The sequence below is a fragment of the Stutzerimonas stutzeri genome, from assembly GCF_000952685.1.
In the GTDB taxonomy this organism is placed as follows: Bacteria; Pseudomonadota; Gammaproteobacteria; order Pseudomonadales; family Pseudomonadaceae; genus Stutzerimonas; species Stutzerimonas stutzeri_E.
Genome location: NZ_JYHV01000014.1, coordinates 155,545 through 171,971, shown reverse-complemented (window position 1 = coordinate 171,971; position 16,427 = coordinate 155,545). Strand labels below are relative to the sequence as shown.

Here is a 16,427-nt window from a genome sequence, read left to right as displayed (position 1 = left end):
GAGGCAAAGGTGCAGAGCTGAATGGTCACCACGAAGTGACGCCGCTTAAACAGCCCACCCAACCAAGGCAGAACGACTCCGTCCGATATTTTTGCCATCCGGGCCGCAACGATGCTTTGCGGCTACGGTTCGAACACTGGGATAATTTTCGAATTCACCGATTTCCGGGAGCTTCCGCAAATGGACAACGACGCCCTCCGATCGATGGGCTGGCGCGAGCGCCTCTACGTCATCATCTTCTTCACCAATACATCGGCGGGCAGACGCTTCGATACCTGGCTTCTGTTCGTTATCCTGGCCAGTCTCTTGGTTGTCATGTTCGACAGCGTGGCTGTTTACAGCGATCGGTATGGTGTTCTGCTGGACGGACTGGAATGGTTGTTCACCGGAATCTTTCTAATCGAGTATCTGGTCCGCATTTACTGCCATCCGGAGCCACGCAGATACGTATTCAGTTTCTACGGCGCGATTGACCTCCTGTCGGTGGTGCCTGCCTTTATTGCGCTGTTTTATCCAGACGCCGAATATCTGCTGGTGGTGCGCGCTATTCGGATGCTGCGAGTGTTCCGGGTACTGAAGCTAACTCAGTATCTTAGCCAGGCCAACTTCCTACTGGTTGCCCTTCGTGGAAGCAAGCAGAAGATCATTGTTTTCCTGCTCAGCGTGACCACTATGGTGCTGATCTACGGCACGCTCATGTACGTCATCGAGGGCCCTGAAAACGGCTTCACCAGCATCCCCATGAGCATCTACTGGGCCGTGGTGACCATCACCACGGTGGGCTTCGGCGATATCGTCCCGCACACACCGTTGGGCAAGGCTCTCGCCACCCTGGTAATGATCACCGGCTATTCGATCATCGCGGTACCGACTGGCATTTTCACGGCCGAACTGGCTACCGCCATGCGGACCGACAGCCTGCAGCACCGCTGCCCGACCTGCGAAAAACTCAGCCATGAACCCAATGCGGCCTTCTGCAGCCGCTGCGGGAGCCAACTCTTCAAGCGGGCAGAACACGGCGCCGACAGCTGACACCGGCTCGTCCTTCGCTCAATTGCCCAGGAGGCCTCGCGCTCTTACCGCCACAACTGGGCAGCCATCATCAGCGCGCGCCATCCGAACCGCCTCGGCGGAGGGTTGTCACAACCTCTGACTTGCCGCGGGCCGGATGGAGACGCGAATGCCCCTGCTCAAACTGCTGCACTTCGCGAGCCTGCTGTGTTGGTGCGGCACGCTGCTGTACCTGCCTGCGCTCGTCGCCGCTGGCACCCGGCAAACCAGCGCCCTCTTCTATCGGGACCACGCGCATCTGACACGCATGGTCTTCACGCTCATCGGCACACCCGCCGCGCTTATCACGATCGGCTCAGGCACGGCGCTGTTTTTGCGTGATGGGATTCTGGCCGGCTGGTTGATCGTCAAGCTCAGCACTGTCGCTGGCATGGTGCTGTGTCATGCCCTATGCGGGGTCATGGTGCTGCACATCGAGCGGGAGCCGGAACAGAGCGTGAACCTCCGTTGCCTGTTTCTTGGCGCGGCCATAGCGGCCTTTATAACCGCGACACTCTGGCTGGTACTGGCCAAGCCGTTCTAGCCCAAACCGTTCGACAGAACCGAATGATGCTCATGACCGAACGACCCAAGCTGAATGTATCGCCCGGATCAGACCTTTTCCACGTCGACCCCGACGGCGTGCTCGTACACCAACCGTCCGCCGAGATAGGCAGCCAGGGCGATCAGCGCCGCGGTGACGGCCGACAGATACAAAGCCCAAAGCTCCATGCCGCCTCCCTTGTTCTGAAAACGCAACAGCCAGTTGAGCGAGGCCAGCGAGAGCATCATCACGGCCAGGATCGCATGGCACCAGGCGGTTATCTTCAGTCGAATCTCACGCACCGTGAGCAGATCGATCAGCCCGAAAATGCTCGCGACCCAGCCTCCCAGTGCACCCACTCCAGCCAGCCAGAGCCCGGCACGCCACCAAAAATCGTCCAACGTCCAGAGATGGGCGAGATCGACCGGCAGCAGGCCAGTCAAAGCCGCAACCGGGAAATGAATCAACATCGGGTGCAGAGGATGCCCGGCAATAGCGGCGCGGCTATGAATCGAATATTGGGATTTGGCCATCCGGCACTCCAACGTCAGAAAGGGGGACGGGCCACGCAACCGCTCGAACGTGCCGGCCGTCTCTTGAAATGGACCACGCTGGCGCTGGCAGTTCCTTCGTTGACCGGCTGCGGTGGCCCACTTTCCACCCTCGATCCGGCCAGCCCCATGGCCCGGCAGGTGGCCAACGTCTGGTGGGGCATGTTCGGCTTCGCCAGCCTGGTGCTGGTGGCGGTCACTGCGATCTGGATCTATGCGCTGGCCCGCGAGCCACGCCAGACCAGCGAGGAACAGGCGATACGACTCAACCGCCGTTGGGTCATTGGTGGCGGCATCGTCCTGCCTAGCCTGAGCATTATCGTACTGCTGATAGTTGGCATCCCGACTGGCCGCAGCATGCTGCCCCTCCCGGTGGAAGGCGAGCAACCGCTGAAGGTGCGAGTCACCGGCCATCAATGGTGGTGGGAGGTCCATTACCCCGACAGCGGCGTAACCACAGCGAACCAGCTGATCATTCCGGCTGGCCGGCTGATCGACGTTCAGGTCACCAGCGCCGACGTCATCCACTCATTCTGGATCCCCAGACTTGGCGGCAAGATGGATATGCTTCCGGGACGCACCAATGTGATTCGCATCGAGGCCGGGCACGCCGGGATCTTCCACGGCCAGTGTTCGGAGTTCTGCGGTCTCCAGCACACACGTATGAAACTCCATGTCGAGGCCCAGCCAGCGGCCGACTTCGAGACCTGGATCGCCGCCAGGAAAAACCTGACATTCGAGCAGCGCGCACCGGGTGCGGCCGGTCAGGTGTTCAACGATCGCTGCGGCCAGTGTCATCGTGTTGCAGGCATTACCGATGGCAATCGTGCGCCGGACCTAACCGACCTCGCCACCCGCCCCAGCCTGGGTGCCGGGGTAATCGAAAACAACCGCGAAGGTCTGCGTCGTTGGCTGCGTGAGCACAAGGAACTCAAATTCGGCAATGGCATGCCGGCGCACGACGACGTTCCGCCGGAAACCCTCGACCAGATCGCTGTTTGGCTGGAGACGCTCGCGCCATGAATGCTTCGTTCAGGGGCAGCGCCCCGTCTACCGATCCCGATCAGCTCCACGACCAGTTCAACGACGTCTGGGGCAACCCACGCGGCTGGCGCGCACTGACCATCGTCAATCACACCAGCATCGGCCTGCGCTTTCTGATCACGGGCGGTGTGTTCTTCCTGATCGGCGGGTTGATGGCGATGTTGATCCGCACCCAGCTGGCCATGCCCGGCTATGTGCTGATGGAGCCCGACGTCTACAACCAGGTCTTCACCATGCACGGCTCGGTGATGATGTTCCTGTTCGCCGTGCCGATGATGGAAGGCCTGGCGGTCTATCTCATCCCGAAAATGATCGGCGCGCGCGACCTGATCTTCCCGCGGCTCTCCTCGCTCGGCTACTTCTGCTACCTGTTCGGCGGCATCATTCTGCTGTCCAGCGTGTTTCTCGGGGTCGCGCCGAAAGCCGGCTGGTTCATGTACACACCGCTTTCCAGCTCTTCGCACATGCCGGGGGTGAATTCGGACTTCTGGTTGCTGGGCATCACCTTCGTCGAGATCTCCGCGGTCAGCGCCGGCGTCGAGCTGGTGGTCTCGATCCTGCGCACCCGCACCAATGGCATGGCGCTGCATAAGATGCCGCTTTATGCCTGGTACATCCTGGTCATGGCGCTGATGATCGTGTTCGGCTTCCCACCGCTGATCCTGGGCAGCATTCTGCTGGAGTTGGAGCGCGCCGCCGGCCTGCCCTTCTTCGACACCGCCAAGGGCGGCGATCCAGTGCTCTGGCAGCATCTGTTCTGGCTGTTCGGCCATCCCGAGGTGTACATCATCTTCCTACCCGGAGCGGGCATCGTCTCGACGCTGTTGCCGGTGTTCTGCCAACGGCCCTTGGTCGGTTATCGCTGGGTGGTGCTCGGCGTGCTGACCACCGGTTTTCTCAGCTTCGGGCTCTGGGTACACCATATGTTCACGGTGGGCATTCCGGCGCTGGCGCTGGGCTTCTTTTCCGCGGCGAGCATGCTGGTGGCAATCCCCACCGGGGTGCAGATCTTCGCCTGGGTCGCCACGCTCTGGCTGGGCAAGCCGGTCTATCACGTGCCTATGCTCTGGCTGGTCGGCTTTCTGATCGTCTTTGTCTGCGGTGGCCTGACCGGTGTCATGGTGGCCCTGGTGCCCTTCGATTGGCAGGTGCATGACACCCATTTCGTAGTGGCACACATGCATTACGTGCTGGTCGGCGGCATGTTCTTCCCACTGATGGCCGGCCTCTATTATTGGTTGCCGCACTTTTCAGGGCGCATGCCCTCGGTGCGCCTGGGCCGCTGGGGCTTCTGGCTGGTGTTCATCGGCTTCAACACCACCTTCCTGATCATGCACTGGACAGGCCTGCTGGGCATGCCGCGTCGGGTCTATACCTACGACACGGGCCTGGGCTGGGACATACCTAACCTGGTCTCGTCGATTGGCAGCTTCGTCATGGCGATCGGCATCGGCACCATCCTGCTCGACATCGTGTTGCATTTCCGCTTCGGTCAGCCGGCAAAAGAGAATCCCTGGAACGCCGACACGCTGGAATGGGCCACGGCCCTGCCACCGAGCCCGTACAACTTCGTCAGCCTACCGGATATCACCGACCGGCATCCTCTGTGGAAAGACCCGGGACTGCCGAAGAGCATTGCGCGTGGCGAACACGCGTTGACCACGATCGATCACGGTCGACGGGAAACCTGGGGTTCGGATCCGTTGACTGGCGAGGCGCGGGAAATCATTCATTTGCCGGGCAACAGCTGGTGGCCGTTCGTGGCCTCGGTATTTCTCGCCGTGCTATGCCTGAGCCTGTTGAACAAGTTCTACTGGGTCGCGCTCATTGCCACCCTCGTAACGCTGGTCGTGCTTTTGCGCTGGTCATGGGAAAACGGCGCGCACCCGGCGGCCGCTCCGGACGCACACACCCAGCCGGGCGAACCCCCGCTGCACTCGCGCACCTTCGACGGTCCGGGATTGTGGGGCATGGGCGTCACCTTGCTGGCCAACGCCACCCTGTATCTGTCGCTGCTGTTCGGCTGGTTCTACCTGTGGACCGTTTCGCCGGAATGGCAGGTTCCGCAGCGATCCGACCTCAACACCTGGCTGATGTTGGCCAGTGCCATTGTGCTGACGATCGGGACGCTATGGATGCGCCGTATACCGGCGCGGCTTCGTCGGGGCGACAACACCCGGTTGCAGAGCAATCTGGGCATGGTTGCCGCGATCGGCGTGGTCCAGTTCGGCATGCTGCTGTGGGTATTGCTGGGCGCCAATCTGCGAATCACCGAAACCGCCCACGATGCGGTGATCTTCGTGATCCTCGCCTACAGCCTGATCCATTGTGGGCTCGCGGCGATCTGCACGCTGCTACAGATGCTACGGGTACATTACGGTTATGTCGGTGAGAAGGCGCCCTACGAACCGGTGGTGGTCGAGCAACTCTGGTACTACAACCTGGGGGTGGTCTGGAGTGCTTATGCGGCGATCGCTCTGTTCCCGTCGGCCGTGGGAGGTGCCTGATGAAATACCGCCGCACCTCGATTTTCCATCCGATGCAGATCCCATTCGGGCTGACCATCTGGAGCTTCTGGTTCGCCACCATGTACGGCTCGCAGGCCGTGGTCTGCTCGATCGCGCCGCCGGACCCGGGTCAGGACATCTTCAATTGGCTGAACGCCAGTTTCGGCGTGTTCACGCTGATGGTGGTCGCGCTGCTGCTTTGGTTGGGCCGTCGGTCCTGGAAGCTGTCGCGCAAGCCGCATGAGCTCAATGAGCGGCAGGTATTCGTCACCAAGGTCGCATCGGGAATTCATTTCATCGCCGCGTTGGCGACGGTATTCGTCGGGCTTCAGCTGGCTTTCTTGCCGCCCTGCGTCTGACCGAACGACAACCCGGCGATGGTTTCAGACCGAGCAGCACGCTCAGTCGGTCTTCTTGCGGATCCAGTAGAGATAGGTGCCCTCTTCGATCTGTTGCTCCACCAGCTCGTGCCCGAGAAACACGCAGAACTTGGGAATATCACGCTGGGTGGACGGATCGGTTGCGATCACCTTGAGCAGTTCGCCGCCGCCGAGTCCGCGCACCTTGTTGTGCAGCATCATCACTGGCTCGGGACAGTTCAGGCCGCTGGCATCGAGCACCGCGTCGGCAGACAGTTCAGCAGATTGAGACATCACAGGCTCCTAAAACAGAACGGCATTGTCGCCCAGACAGATCATGCGGTCACCCGCTGCCGCGTCACAGGCGACGCAAATGGCAGGTCACTTCCTCGCGGTCATGGTAAAGCTGCTTGCAGCCAATGCTCGCTTTCACCCCTCGTTCGGCAAGCCCATCGGCGATGCGTTCCAGCAGACGCTTCACCTCCGCGTAACGCTGTTTCATTGGCAGCTTGAGGTTGACCACCGCCTCTCGACACAAACCTTCACCGATCCAGGTTTCCAGCAGGGCGGCGTTCTTTGCCGGCTTCTCGACGATATCGCAGACCATCCAGTCCACCGGCCGCTTCGGACGGAAAGCGAACCCGTCGGCTCGGTAATGGCCGACCAGACCGGATTCGAGCAATTCCTCGTTCATCGGACCGTTATCCACCGCCATCACTTCCATGTCCCGGTTGACCAACTGCCAAGTCCAGCCGCCTGGCGAGGCACCCAGGTCCACCGCGGTCATCCCAGGCGCCAATCGCGTATCCCACTGGTCACGGGGAATGAAGTGGTGCCAGGCCTCTTCCAGTTTCAGTGTCGAGCGGCTCGGCGCCTGCCGAGGGAACTTCAGACGGGGAATGCCCATTGGCCACATGGCGCTGTTCTCTGCCTCGGCAATGCCAAGAAATACCTCGCGACCACTTTTAAAAGTCAGCAGCAGGCGCGGCCCCGGGCCATCTTCGACCAGCCGCCCGGCTTTGGTCAGCGCCTTGCGTAACGGGGCCTCGAACTTACGGCAGAAGTTCGACAGTTCCTTGCCGTCGTTGGTATCCAGCACCTCGAGCCAGACGCTGCCGCATACTGGGTAGGTCTTGAGGTGTTCGAGCAATACGCCGATACGGTCGGTCTCTGGCAATGCCAGATGCTCGCCACGCGCCCATTGCCGAACGAAGATCAAGCGGGCGAAGCGCACGCCGCGCATCATGCGCTGCGCTTGTTCCGGCTCGCTGCAAATAAACTCGGCGCAGGCACTGTTCGGTTTCGCCTTGGCGTAGCCGGCCACGCTCAGTCGGGCGGCCTGGTCGCTGATCTCGGCGCAGACTTCGTTTTCGAAGCCTGGGCGGCAATGCAGCAGCAATGTATTCATGGTACGAACCCTGTTGTCGCGCAAAGGTGCAATAGCGTCGAAGCGCTCTGCGACCAAAGCCGCGCATGATAGCCGACTGGGGAACCCGGGGCTTACTGCCCCGGTCCAGTGAACAGTCACCTCGGAATAATTGCGGCTGCATACGGCATTGCCTGCTGTACATCACTCGATGCCTTGGCCCGGATTCCATTGCCAACTGGATCGGCGGCCCGTTCGTGGCGAAATGATTCGCCAAGGGCTAGCTTCAACAGACCGCTCCCTACTCAGCCAGCCCGACCGTGCGGGCACAAGGAGAGACGAATGCCATCCCTGGACAGCCTGAATTGCCGACGAAGCCTCGATGTAAACGGCAAAACCTATCACTACTTCAGCCTCCCCGAAGCGGCGAAGCAGCTCGGCGACATCAGCCGCCTACCGACCTCGCTCAAGGTGCTGCTGGAAAACCTGTTGCGCTGGGAAGATGACGTCACGGTACGCACCGACGATTTCACTTCATTGGCGGTGTGGTTGAAGACTCACACATCGGAACGCGAAATCCAGTATCGCCCCGCGCGGGTGCTGATGCAGGATTTCACCGGTGTTCCCGCAGTGGTCGACCTGACGGCCATGCGCGATGCGGTGTCACGTGCCGGTGCTGACCCTCAGCGCATCAACCCACTGTCACCCGTGGACCTGGTCATCGATCACTCGGTGATGGTCGACCGCTTCGGCAGCAACAGCTCGTTCGCGCAGAACGTCGAGATCGAAATGCAACGCAACGGAGAGCGCTACGAGTTTCTACGCTGGGGCCAGCAGGCCTTCGACAACTTCCGCGTGGTACCGCCGGGTACCGGCATTTGCCATCAGGTCAATCTCGAATACCTGGGTCAGGTGGTCTGGACGAAAGAAGAGGATGGAGAAACCATCGCCTATCCGGACACCCTGGTCGGCACCGATTCGCACACCACCATGATCAACGGCCTCGGCGTACTGGGCTGGGGCGTGGGCGGTATCGAAGCGGAAGCGGCGATGCTCGGCCAACCGGTGTCGATGCTGATCCCCGAAGTCATCGGCATGCGCCTGACTGGCAAGCTCAACGAAGGCGTCACGGCTACCGACTTGGTGCTCACCGTCACGCAGATGCTGCGCAAGCACGGCGTGGTGGGGAAATTCGTCGAGTTCTTCGGCCCGGGCCTGGATCATCTTCCGCTCGCCGATCGCGCTACAATCGGCAACATGGCGCCCGAATACGGCGCCACCTGCGGCTTCTTCCCGGTGGACCAGATCACCATCGATTACTTGCGCCTGACAGGCCGAGATCCGGACCGCATCGCTCTGGTCGAGGCGTACAGCAAGGCGCAGGGCATGTGGCGCGACAGCAACTCACCGGACCCGGTGTTCACCGCTACGCTGGAGCTCGATCTCGGTCAGGTCCAGCCCTCCCTCGCGGGGCCAAAGCGTCCTCAGGATCGGGTCTCGCTGGGTGACATCGGTGCCAGCTTCGATCTTCTGTTGGAAACCAGCGGCAAGATTCAGCATGCAGACACGGCGGTGCCTGTCGTCGGCGAAAGCTTCGATCTCAAACACGGCGCGGTGGTGATTGCCGCGATTACCTCCTGCACCAACACCTCCAACCCGAACGTCTTGATGGCCGCCGGCCTGGTGGCCAAGAAGGCACTCGAGCGCGGCCTGAAACGCGCGCCCTGGGTTAAATCCTCGCTCGCGCCAGGCTCCAAGGTGGTCACTGATTATCTGGAGCGCGCCGGCCTGACGACCTATCTGGACCAACTCGGCTTCAACCTGGTCGGTTATGGCTGCACCACCTGCATCGGTAATTCCGGTCCGCTACCCGACGCGATCGGCCAGGCGATCACCGAGAACGACCTGATCGTCTCCTCGGTACTGTCTGGCAACCGCAACTTCGAAGGGCGCGTGCATCCGATGGTCAAGGCCAACTGGCTGGCTTCGCCACCCTTGGTCGTGGCGTTCGCGCTGGCCGGCACCACGCGAATCAATATGGACAAGGACCCGCTGGGTTACGACGAACAGAATCGTCCGGTCTATCTCAAGGACATCTGGCCCACCAGCGCCGAAGTGAACGAAGCCGTCAGCAAGATCGATGGCCAGATGTTCCGTACACGTTACGCGGACGTGTTCAGTGGCGATGAGCATTGGCAATCTATTGCCGTGACCGCAGGCGATACTTACAAATGGAACAATAATTCGAGCTACGTGCAGAACCCGCCGTTCTTCGAAGACATCGGCCAGCCGCCGGCACCGCCGAAAGATGTTGAAAATGCGCGCATCCTGGCGCTGTTTGGCGACTCCATCACCACCGACCACATCTCGCCAGCCGGCAACATCAAGGCCAGCTCACCAGCCGGACTGTATCTGCAGCAACTGGGGGTGAAACCGGAAGACTTCAATTCCTACGGCTCGCGTCGGGGCAATCATGAAGTGATGATGCGAGGCACATTCGCCAACATCCGCATCAAGAACGAGATGCTGGGCGGCGAAGAAGGCGGCAATACGCTTCATCAACCCAGCGGCGAGCGGATGTCGATCTACGATGCGGCGATGCGCTATCAAGCTGAAGGCGTGCCGCTGGTGGTGGTTGCCGGGAAGGAATACGGCACCGGCTCCAGTCGGGATTGGGCCGCCAAGGGCACCAACCTGCTCGGCGTCAAGGCGGTGATTGCGGAAAGCTTTGAGCGCATCCACCGATCCAACCTGATCGGCATGGGCGTGCTGGCGCTACAGTTCGTCGGCGATCAGACCCGGCAGTCGTTGGGCCTGACTGGCAATGAGCAGCTCTCTATTCGTGGCCTGGGCGCCGATATCAAACCCCGCCAGCTGCTGACCGTGGATATACAGCGCGCAGACGGTTCGCGGGATAACTTCCAGGTGCTCTGCCGCATCGACACGCTCAACGAGGTGCAGTACTTCAAGGCAGGCGGAATCCTGCACTATGTGTTGAGACAGCTGATCGCAGCCTGAAACCCGTCACCTGTAGCACCAAAACGCCCGCTCGCAGCCCAGCTGCCGCGGGCGTTTCGCTCTGAGCGGGCCATCTGTCGAACCGCGCTCAATTTATCCAGTGGCCGGCCGTTAAAAAAGTTGGTCAGCCGACCACGTTACAAGAAAGACACGCACCAGCCCCTCCCCGAACTGCCAGGCGTACCCAATGCGAAACAACCAGCCCATCACCCAGCGCGAATATGCGTTCCCCGACCAGCAACGGCTGATTTCCACAACCGATTTGAAAGGCAAAATCAGCTATTGCAATGACATCTTTGCCGAAGTCAGCGGCTTCGAGCGCAGCGAGCTCATCGGCTCTCCACACAATCTGATCCGTCATCCCGATGTGCCATCCGCCGTGTTCGCGCACATGTGGGCCACGCTCAAGGACGGCAGATCCTGGATGGGCATCGTCAAGAATCGACGCAAGAACGGCGACCACTACTGGGTCAATGCCTACGTAACGCCGGTGCTGGACATGCAGCGCACCGTCATCGGCTATGAGTCGGTCCGCACCAAACCCACACGCGAACAGGTGCAGCGCGCCGAAGCACTCTATGCGCGCCTCAACGCCGGCAAGAGCGGTGTACCGCAGCGCGACAAGTGGATGCCGGTTGCGATCAACTGGCTACCCTTCATCGTCATCAGCCAGATCGGGTTCATGATCGGCACATGGTTCGATCATGCTTGGGGCTTTGCGCTGGCCGCGCTGCTTTCCGTGCCACTGGGCCTCGCTGGGCGTCACTGGCAGATGCGCGGGGTGAACCGTCTGGTGCGCCTGGCCGAGCAATCCACCAGCGATCCTCTGATCGCACAGATGTACACCGACAGCCATGGCGTTGAAGCCCGCCTGGAAATGGCGATGCTCAGCGAACATGCGCGCCTGAAAACTTGCCTGACTCGCCTGCAGGACAGCGCTGTACAACTACAGCAGCAGGCCAAACAGGCCGATGAGTTGGCACACAGCTGCTCGGATGGTCTGGCTCGTCAACATCACGAAACCGAACAGGTCGCCACGGCCATTAACCAGATGGCCGCGACGACCCAGGAAGTCGCGGGCAACGTGGCCCTGGCGGCAGAGGCCACCGAGCAAGCCAACCGGCTTGCTGCCCAAGGGCAGGAAATCAGTGGCCAAACCCGCAAGGCTATCGAGCTGCTGGCTCATGCCGTGAAGGAAACCGGCGATGCGGTGGCGGAGCTGGCACAGAACAGCGATGAGATCGGTACCGTGGTCGACGTGATCAAAAGCATCGCCGACCAGACCAACCTGCTCGCGCTAAACGCGGCCATCGAAGCGGCCCGTGCCGGGGAAAGCGGCCGTGGTTTCGCAGTGGTCGCCGACGAGGTCCGCCAGTTGGCCCAGCGCACCTCCGCCGCCACGGGTCAGATCCATCAATTGATCGAAAAGCTTCAGCTACAGGCGCGCCAGGCCGTCGAGACGACGGAGCAAGGCCGTGCACAGGCGAACCGTGGCGTAGAACGGATGATCGATTCGGACAAGGCGCTCTCGGGCATCACTACGGCAGTAGAACGCATCATCGACATGACGTCGCAAATTGCTTCGGCAACCGAGCAGCAGAGTTCGGTTGCCGAGGAGATCAGCCACAACGTCAGCAACATTGCTCGCCTCGCCGATCAGACATCGGGAGATGCACAGAGCTCGGCGCTACTTTCCGAGGGCTTGGCCGCCACGGCGCATTCGCAGTACTCGCTGGTGGAGCGTTTCAACCGCTGAATGCGAGCCTGGCCCTGTCGCCACACGACACGCCCGCTCGCAGGACTGCGACGGGCGTTCTACTTTCCACTGATGCCATCAGCGGCGGAGCAAGAACGCCGCGACGACGTCCGCGGCACTGTCCAGGTGCTGTTCCTGGGTCAGCCCTGACTTCTTGAGCGGCTTGAGATCATGATCGGCTGCCGTCAGCCAATGGAAACGAATCGCGGGTGACAGCGAATAGCCAGAGACGGTATTCCGATCACCCAGCGCGTCGCGTTCACCCTGGATGATCAGGGTGGGCGTGCGCAGTTCGGCTAGATGCGCCACACGGGGCTTTTCCCGCTTGCCCGCAGCGTAGAAGGGATACCCCAGACACACGAGTGCCTCGACCTTCAGTTCGTCGGCCAGCAGGCTCGCCATCCGTCCCCCCATCGACTTGCCACCGATCGCTAGGCGGCCTGCGGTTTGCTGTCGCACCGATTGGTATACCCCCCGCCACTGCTGCAACAGCTGCGCTTGCGGATTGGGTGGGCGCTTGCGCCCGGTCGCCCGCCGTTCGGCCATGTAGGCGAACTCGAAGCGGAACACGGCAATGCCCCGGGCTACAAGCCGCTCGGTGATTTGCTGCATGAAGGGACTGTCCATCGGCGCGCCCGCGCCATGCGCCAGGATCAGGCTGCTGCGAGCTCCCCCCTGCGGCTGATCGACCCGGACGAACGGAATTTCACCGCCCTGTGAGTATTGATCGGCGTCAATACCGGCCATTTGCCCTTTGCCCATCCTTGCCCTCGCTTTCGATCGAAAGAAATGTCCCGCTCAGCGCAACAAAAACATGCTCACTACCGTGGATGGAAGCCCATACATGAACACAGCAACCAGTACCGCCTACAACTATAAGGTGGTCCGCCAATTCGCCATCATGACGGTGGTGTGGGGAATCGTCGGGATGGGGCTCGGCGTTCTCATCGCATCGCAATTGGCCTGGCCGTTTCTCAACTTCGACTTGCCCTGGACCAGCTTCGGTCGCTTGCGACCCTTGCACACCAATGCGGTGATTTTCGCTTTTGGTGGCTGCGCATTGTTCGCGACCTCCTACTACTCCGTCCAGCGCACCTGCCAGACCACGCTATTCGCACCCAAGCTGGCGGCCTTCACCTTCTGGGGCTGGCAATTGGTCATTCTGCTGGCCGCAATCAGCCTGCCGCTGGGATACACCAGTTCCAAGGAGTACGCCGAGCTGGAATGGCCTATCGATATCCTGATTACTATCGTCTGGGTGTCCTACGCGGTGGTGTTCTTCGGCACCCTGGCCACCCGTAAGGTCAAGCACATCTATGTAGGTAACTGGTTCTTTGGCGGCTTCATCCTGACCGTCGCGCTGCTCCACGTGGTCAACAACCTGGAAGTGCCGGTCACCGCGATGAAGTCGTACTCGCTGTACTCCGGTGCCACCGACGCCATGGTGCAGTGGTGGTACGGCCATAATGCGGTGGGCTTTTTCCTGACTGCCGGCTTCCTCGGCATCATGTATTACTTCGTACCCAAGCAGGCCGAACGTCCGGTGTATTCATATCGACTGTCGATCGTCCACTTCTGGGCGCTGATCACCGTCTATATCTGGGCCGGCCCGCACCACCTGCATTACACCGCGCTGCCGGACTGGGCGCAGAGCCTGGGCATGGTGATGTCGCTGATTCTGCTGGCACCGAGCTGGGGCGGCATGATCAACGGCATGATGACTCTCTCGGGCGCCTGGCATAAGTTGCGCAGCGACCCGATCCTGCGCTTCCTGGTGGTTTCCCTGGCGTTCTACGGCATGTCGACCTTCGAAGGTCCGATGATGGCCATCAAGACCGTCAACGCGCTGTCCCACTACACCGACTGGACCATCGGCCACGTACACGCTGGCGCCCTCGGCTGGGTTGCCATGGTATCCATCGGCGCGCTGTATCACCTGATCCCGAAAGTCTTCGGCCGGCCGCAAATGCATAGCATCGGCCTGATCAACGCACATTTCTGGCTGGCCACCATCGGCACCGTGCTCTACATCGCTTCGATGTGGGTCAACGGCATTGCCCAGGGCCTGATGTGGCGCGCGATCAACGAAGACGGCACCCTGACCTACTCCTTCGTCGAAGCACTGGAAGCCAGTCACCCCGGTTTCGTGGTGCGCATGATCGGCGGTGCGATCTTCTTCGCCGGCATGCTGCTGATGGCCTACAACACCTGGCGCACTGTAAGTGCCTCCAAGCCAGCCGAATACGCAGCCGCCGCGCAGATCGCCTGAGGAGCAGAGAATGAAGAAGCACGAAATACTCGAAAAGAATGTCGGTCTGCTGACCCTATTCATGGCGCTGGCGGTAAGTATCGGCGGCCTGACCCAGATCGTGCCGCTGTTCTTCCAGGACGTGGTCAACGAGCCGGTGGAAGGCATGAAGCCCTACACCGCGCTGCAGCTGGAAGGTCGTGACCTGTATATCCGCGAAGGCTGCGTTGGCTGCCACTCGCAGATGATCCGCCCATTCCGCGCCGAGACCGAGCGCTACGGTCACTATTCGGTGGCCGGCGAGAGCGTCTATGACCATCCCTTCCTGTGGGGCTCCAAGCGTACCGGCCCGGACCTGGCCCGCGTCGGCGGCCGCTATTCCGACGACTGGCACCGCGCGCATCTCTACAACCCGCGCAACGTCGTGCCCGAGTCGAAGATGCCCTCCTACCCATGGTTGGTGGAGGACACGCTCGATGGCCAGGACACCGCCAAGAAAATGAAAGCGCTGCGCGCCGTTGGTGTGCCCTACAGCGACGAGGACATCGCCTCCGCCGAAGCTGCCGTCAAGGGCAAAACCGAGATGGACGCGCTGGTGGCTTATCTGCAAGTGCTCGGCACCGCGCTGCAGAACAAGCGCTGACACAACACCAGGCTATCGAGAACGACGCGCTGCAGGGGCAGCCGTCAGGGACCTAACATCGCGGGCAGTTCGAGCGTTCGGGCTGTCCAGGAGTAACAAATGAACGCTTTCTGGAGTGGATACATCGCCCTGCTGACGCTGGGCACCATTGTCGCTCTGTTCTGGCTGATCTTCGCCACCCGCAAGGGCGAGTCCGCCGGCACGACCGACAAGACCATGGGTCATTCCTTCGATGGCATCGAAGAATATGACAACCCGCTACCCAAGTGGTGGTTCATGCTGTTCATCGGCACGCTGGTGTTCGGCATTCTCTATCTGGTGCTTTATCCCGGCCTGGGCAATTGGAAAGGCGTACTCCCAGGCTACGAGGGCGGTTGGACCCAAACCAAGCAGTGGCAGCACGAAGTCGACCAGGCTGATGCGAAATTCGGCCCGATCTTCGCCAAGTACTCCGCTATGGAAGTCGCGCAGGTCGCCCAAGACGAAAGGGCCTTGAAGATCGGCGGTCGTCTGTTCGCCAACTATTGCTCGGTTTGTCACGGCTCCGATGCCAAAGGCGCGAACGGCTTCCCCAACCTGGCGGACAGTGAATGGCGCTGGGGTGGCGACGCGGAAACCATCAAGGCGACAATCCTCCACGGTCGCGTTGCGGCGATGCCGGCATGGAGACAGGTCATCGGTGAAGACGGCGTGAAGAATGTCGCAGCCTATGTGCGCGCTGATCTGGCCGGTCTGCCCCTGCCGGAAGGCAGTGATGCAGATATGGCAGCAGGTGCCCAGGTGTATGCGCAGACCTGTTCGGTCTGTCATGGCGCTAACGGTCAAGGCACAGCCGCATTGGGCGCGCCGAGCCTGGCCAACCCCGCCGGCTGGATCTATGGTTCGAGCCTGCCGCAGCTGCAACAGACCATTCGTCACGGACGCAACGGTCAGATGCCGGCGCAGGAACAGTATCTGGGGAACGACAAAGTGCACTTGCTGGCCGCCTACGTGTACAGCCTTTCGCAACACCCAGAACGCCTGGCGAAGCAGTAAAACCTCTTACAGGGCGGTAGGTCGTACCGCCCTGTTCTGTATCAATTCCCGCCCCAAAAGGTGGCAGTGCGACGCTCTGTCGCAGACCGTCCAGCCTCTGCCATCTTTGCCCATCAGCCTGACTGCTTCTATAGTCTTGCCACTCGCCGAACCCCCGCAGAACTACAAGGCGAAACCCTCGATTCAGCACATCGGCATGATGTGATAAACGACCCTGCAAAGAGCATGGAAAACGCTTGGGATCAGGGTCCGAACGGCACGAGATGGCCTGGGCGTCGATTGCATTGCCCCCCTCCTTTCTCCATA

At 61.0% G+C, this 16,427-nt stretch carries 14 protein-coding genes; 10 read left to right on the top strand and 4 right to left on the bottom strand.

The features are described from left to right. Positions 1-180: 180 nt before the first annotated feature. Positions 181-1,032 carry an ion transporter gene (locus UF78_RS07625; RefSeq protein WP_045161490.1) on the top strand — a complete coding sequence of 284 codons (852 nt, stop codon included), beginning with the start codon at positions 181-183 and terminating at the stop codon, positions 1,030-1,032. 148 nt (positions 1,033-1,180) lie between these two features. Next, on the top strand, positions 1,181-1,594 hold the full coding sequence (locus UF78_RS07620; RefSeq protein ID WP_045161489.1) for a CopD family protein: 414 nt from the start codon (positions 1,181-1,183) through the stop codon (positions 1,592-1,594). A gap of 68 nt (positions 1,595-1,662) precedes the next feature. On the opposite strand, the gene UF78_RS07615 is transcribed toward UF78_RS07620, so the two are convergent. Next, positions 1,663-2,127: a DUF2231 domain-containing protein gene (locus UF78_RS07615; RefSeq protein ID WP_045161488.1), complete on the bottom strand. Its 465-nt coding sequence runs from the start codon at positions 2,125-2,127 to the stop codon at positions 1,663-1,665. Positions 2,128-2,274: 147 nt separating this feature from the next. Between UF78_RS07615 and coxB the strand changes: the two genes are divergently transcribed. Genes coxB through UF78_RS07600 form a run of 3 tightly spaced genes read left to right on the top strand, consistent with a single transcriptional unit; the run spans position 2,275 to position 6,055 of the window. Beyond that, complete coding sequence (coxB, locus tag UF78_RS07610; RefSeq protein WP_045161740.1) at positions 2,275-3,168, top strand: cytochrome c oxidase subunit II; 894 nt, start codon at positions 2,275-2,277, stop codon at positions 3,166-3,168. Then, positions 3,165-5,696, top strand: a complete 2,532-nt coding sequence (gene ctaD / locus UF78_RS07605; protein WP_045161487.1) for a cytochrome c oxidase subunit I — start codon at positions 3,165-3,167, stop codon at positions 5,694-5,696. The genes coxB and ctaD overlap by 4 nt, the downstream gene beginning before the upstream one ends. Further along, entirely contained in the window at positions 5,696-6,055 is a 360-nt protein-coding gene (locus UF78_RS07600) for a hypothetical protein (protein ID WP_045161486.1), read from the top strand. The genes ctaD and UF78_RS07600 overlap by 1 nt, the downstream gene beginning before the upstream one ends. Positions 6,056-6,097: 42 nt before the next feature. On the opposite strand, the gene tusA is transcribed toward UF78_RS07600, so the two are convergent. Together tusA and rlmM are read right to left on the bottom strand one after the other, a co-directional pair. After that, a complete protein-coding gene (gene tusA / locus UF78_RS07595; RefSeq protein WP_045161485.1) occupies positions 6,098-6,349 on the bottom strand; it encodes a sulfurtransferase TusA in 252 nt (83 codons plus the stop codon). Between the two features lie 64 nt (positions 6,350-6,413). Then, positions 6,414-7,463: a 23S rRNA (cytidine(2498)-2'-O)-methyltransferase RlmM gene (gene rlmM, locus UF78_RS07590; protein ID WP_045161739.1), complete on the bottom strand. Its 1,050-nt coding sequence runs from the start codon at positions 7,461-7,463 to the stop codon at positions 6,414-6,416. A 300-nt stretch (positions 7,464-7,763) separates the two neighbouring features. Between rlmM and acnA the strand changes: the two genes are divergently transcribed. Together acnA and UF78_RS07580 are read left to right on the top strand one after the other, a co-directional pair. After that, positions 7,764-10,439, top strand: coding sequence for an aconitate hydratase AcnA (acnA, locus tag UF78_RS07585; RefSeq protein ID WP_045161484.1), 2,676 nt, complete (start codon positions 7,764-7,766; stop codon positions 10,437-10,439). A 187-nt stretch (positions 10,440-10,626) separates the two neighbouring features. Continuing rightward, a complete protein-coding gene (locus tag UF78_RS07580; protein ID WP_045161483.1) occupies positions 10,627-12,195 on the top strand; it encodes a methyl-accepting chemotaxis protein in 1,569 nt (522 codons plus the stop codon). A gap of 78 nt (positions 12,196-12,273) precedes the next feature. Here UF78_RS07580 and UF78_RS07575 read toward each other — a convergent pair whose 3' ends face one another. Next, entirely contained in the window at positions 12,274-12,957 is a 684-nt protein-coding gene (locus tag UF78_RS07575) for an alpha/beta family hydrolase (protein WP_045161482.1), read from the bottom strand. Between the two features lie 82 nt (positions 12,958-13,039). Between UF78_RS07575 and ccoN the strand changes: the two genes are divergently transcribed. From ccoN to ccoP, 3 genes are all read left to right on the top strand, one after another. Beyond that, positions 13,040-14,464 carry a cytochrome-c oxidase, cbb3-type subunit I gene (gene ccoN, locus UF78_RS07570; RefSeq protein WP_045161481.1) on the top strand — a complete coding sequence of 475 codons (1,425 nt, stop codon included), beginning with the start codon at positions 13,040-13,042 and terminating at the stop codon, positions 14,462-14,464. A 10-nt stretch (positions 14,465-14,474) separates the two neighbouring features. Continuing rightward, complete coding sequence (gene ccoO, locus UF78_RS07565; protein ID WP_045161479.1) at positions 14,475-15,086, top strand: cytochrome-c oxidase, cbb3-type subunit II; 612 nt, start codon at positions 14,475-14,477, stop codon at positions 15,084-15,086. Positions 15,087-15,185: 99 nt separating this feature from the next. Further along, positions 15,186-16,121 carry a cytochrome-c oxidase, cbb3-type subunit III gene (ccoP, locus tag UF78_RS07560; protein ID WP_045161478.1) on the top strand — a complete coding sequence of 312 codons (936 nt, stop codon included), beginning with the start codon at positions 15,186-15,188 and terminating at the stop codon, positions 16,119-16,121. Positions 16,122-16,427 lie beyond the last annotated feature (306 nt).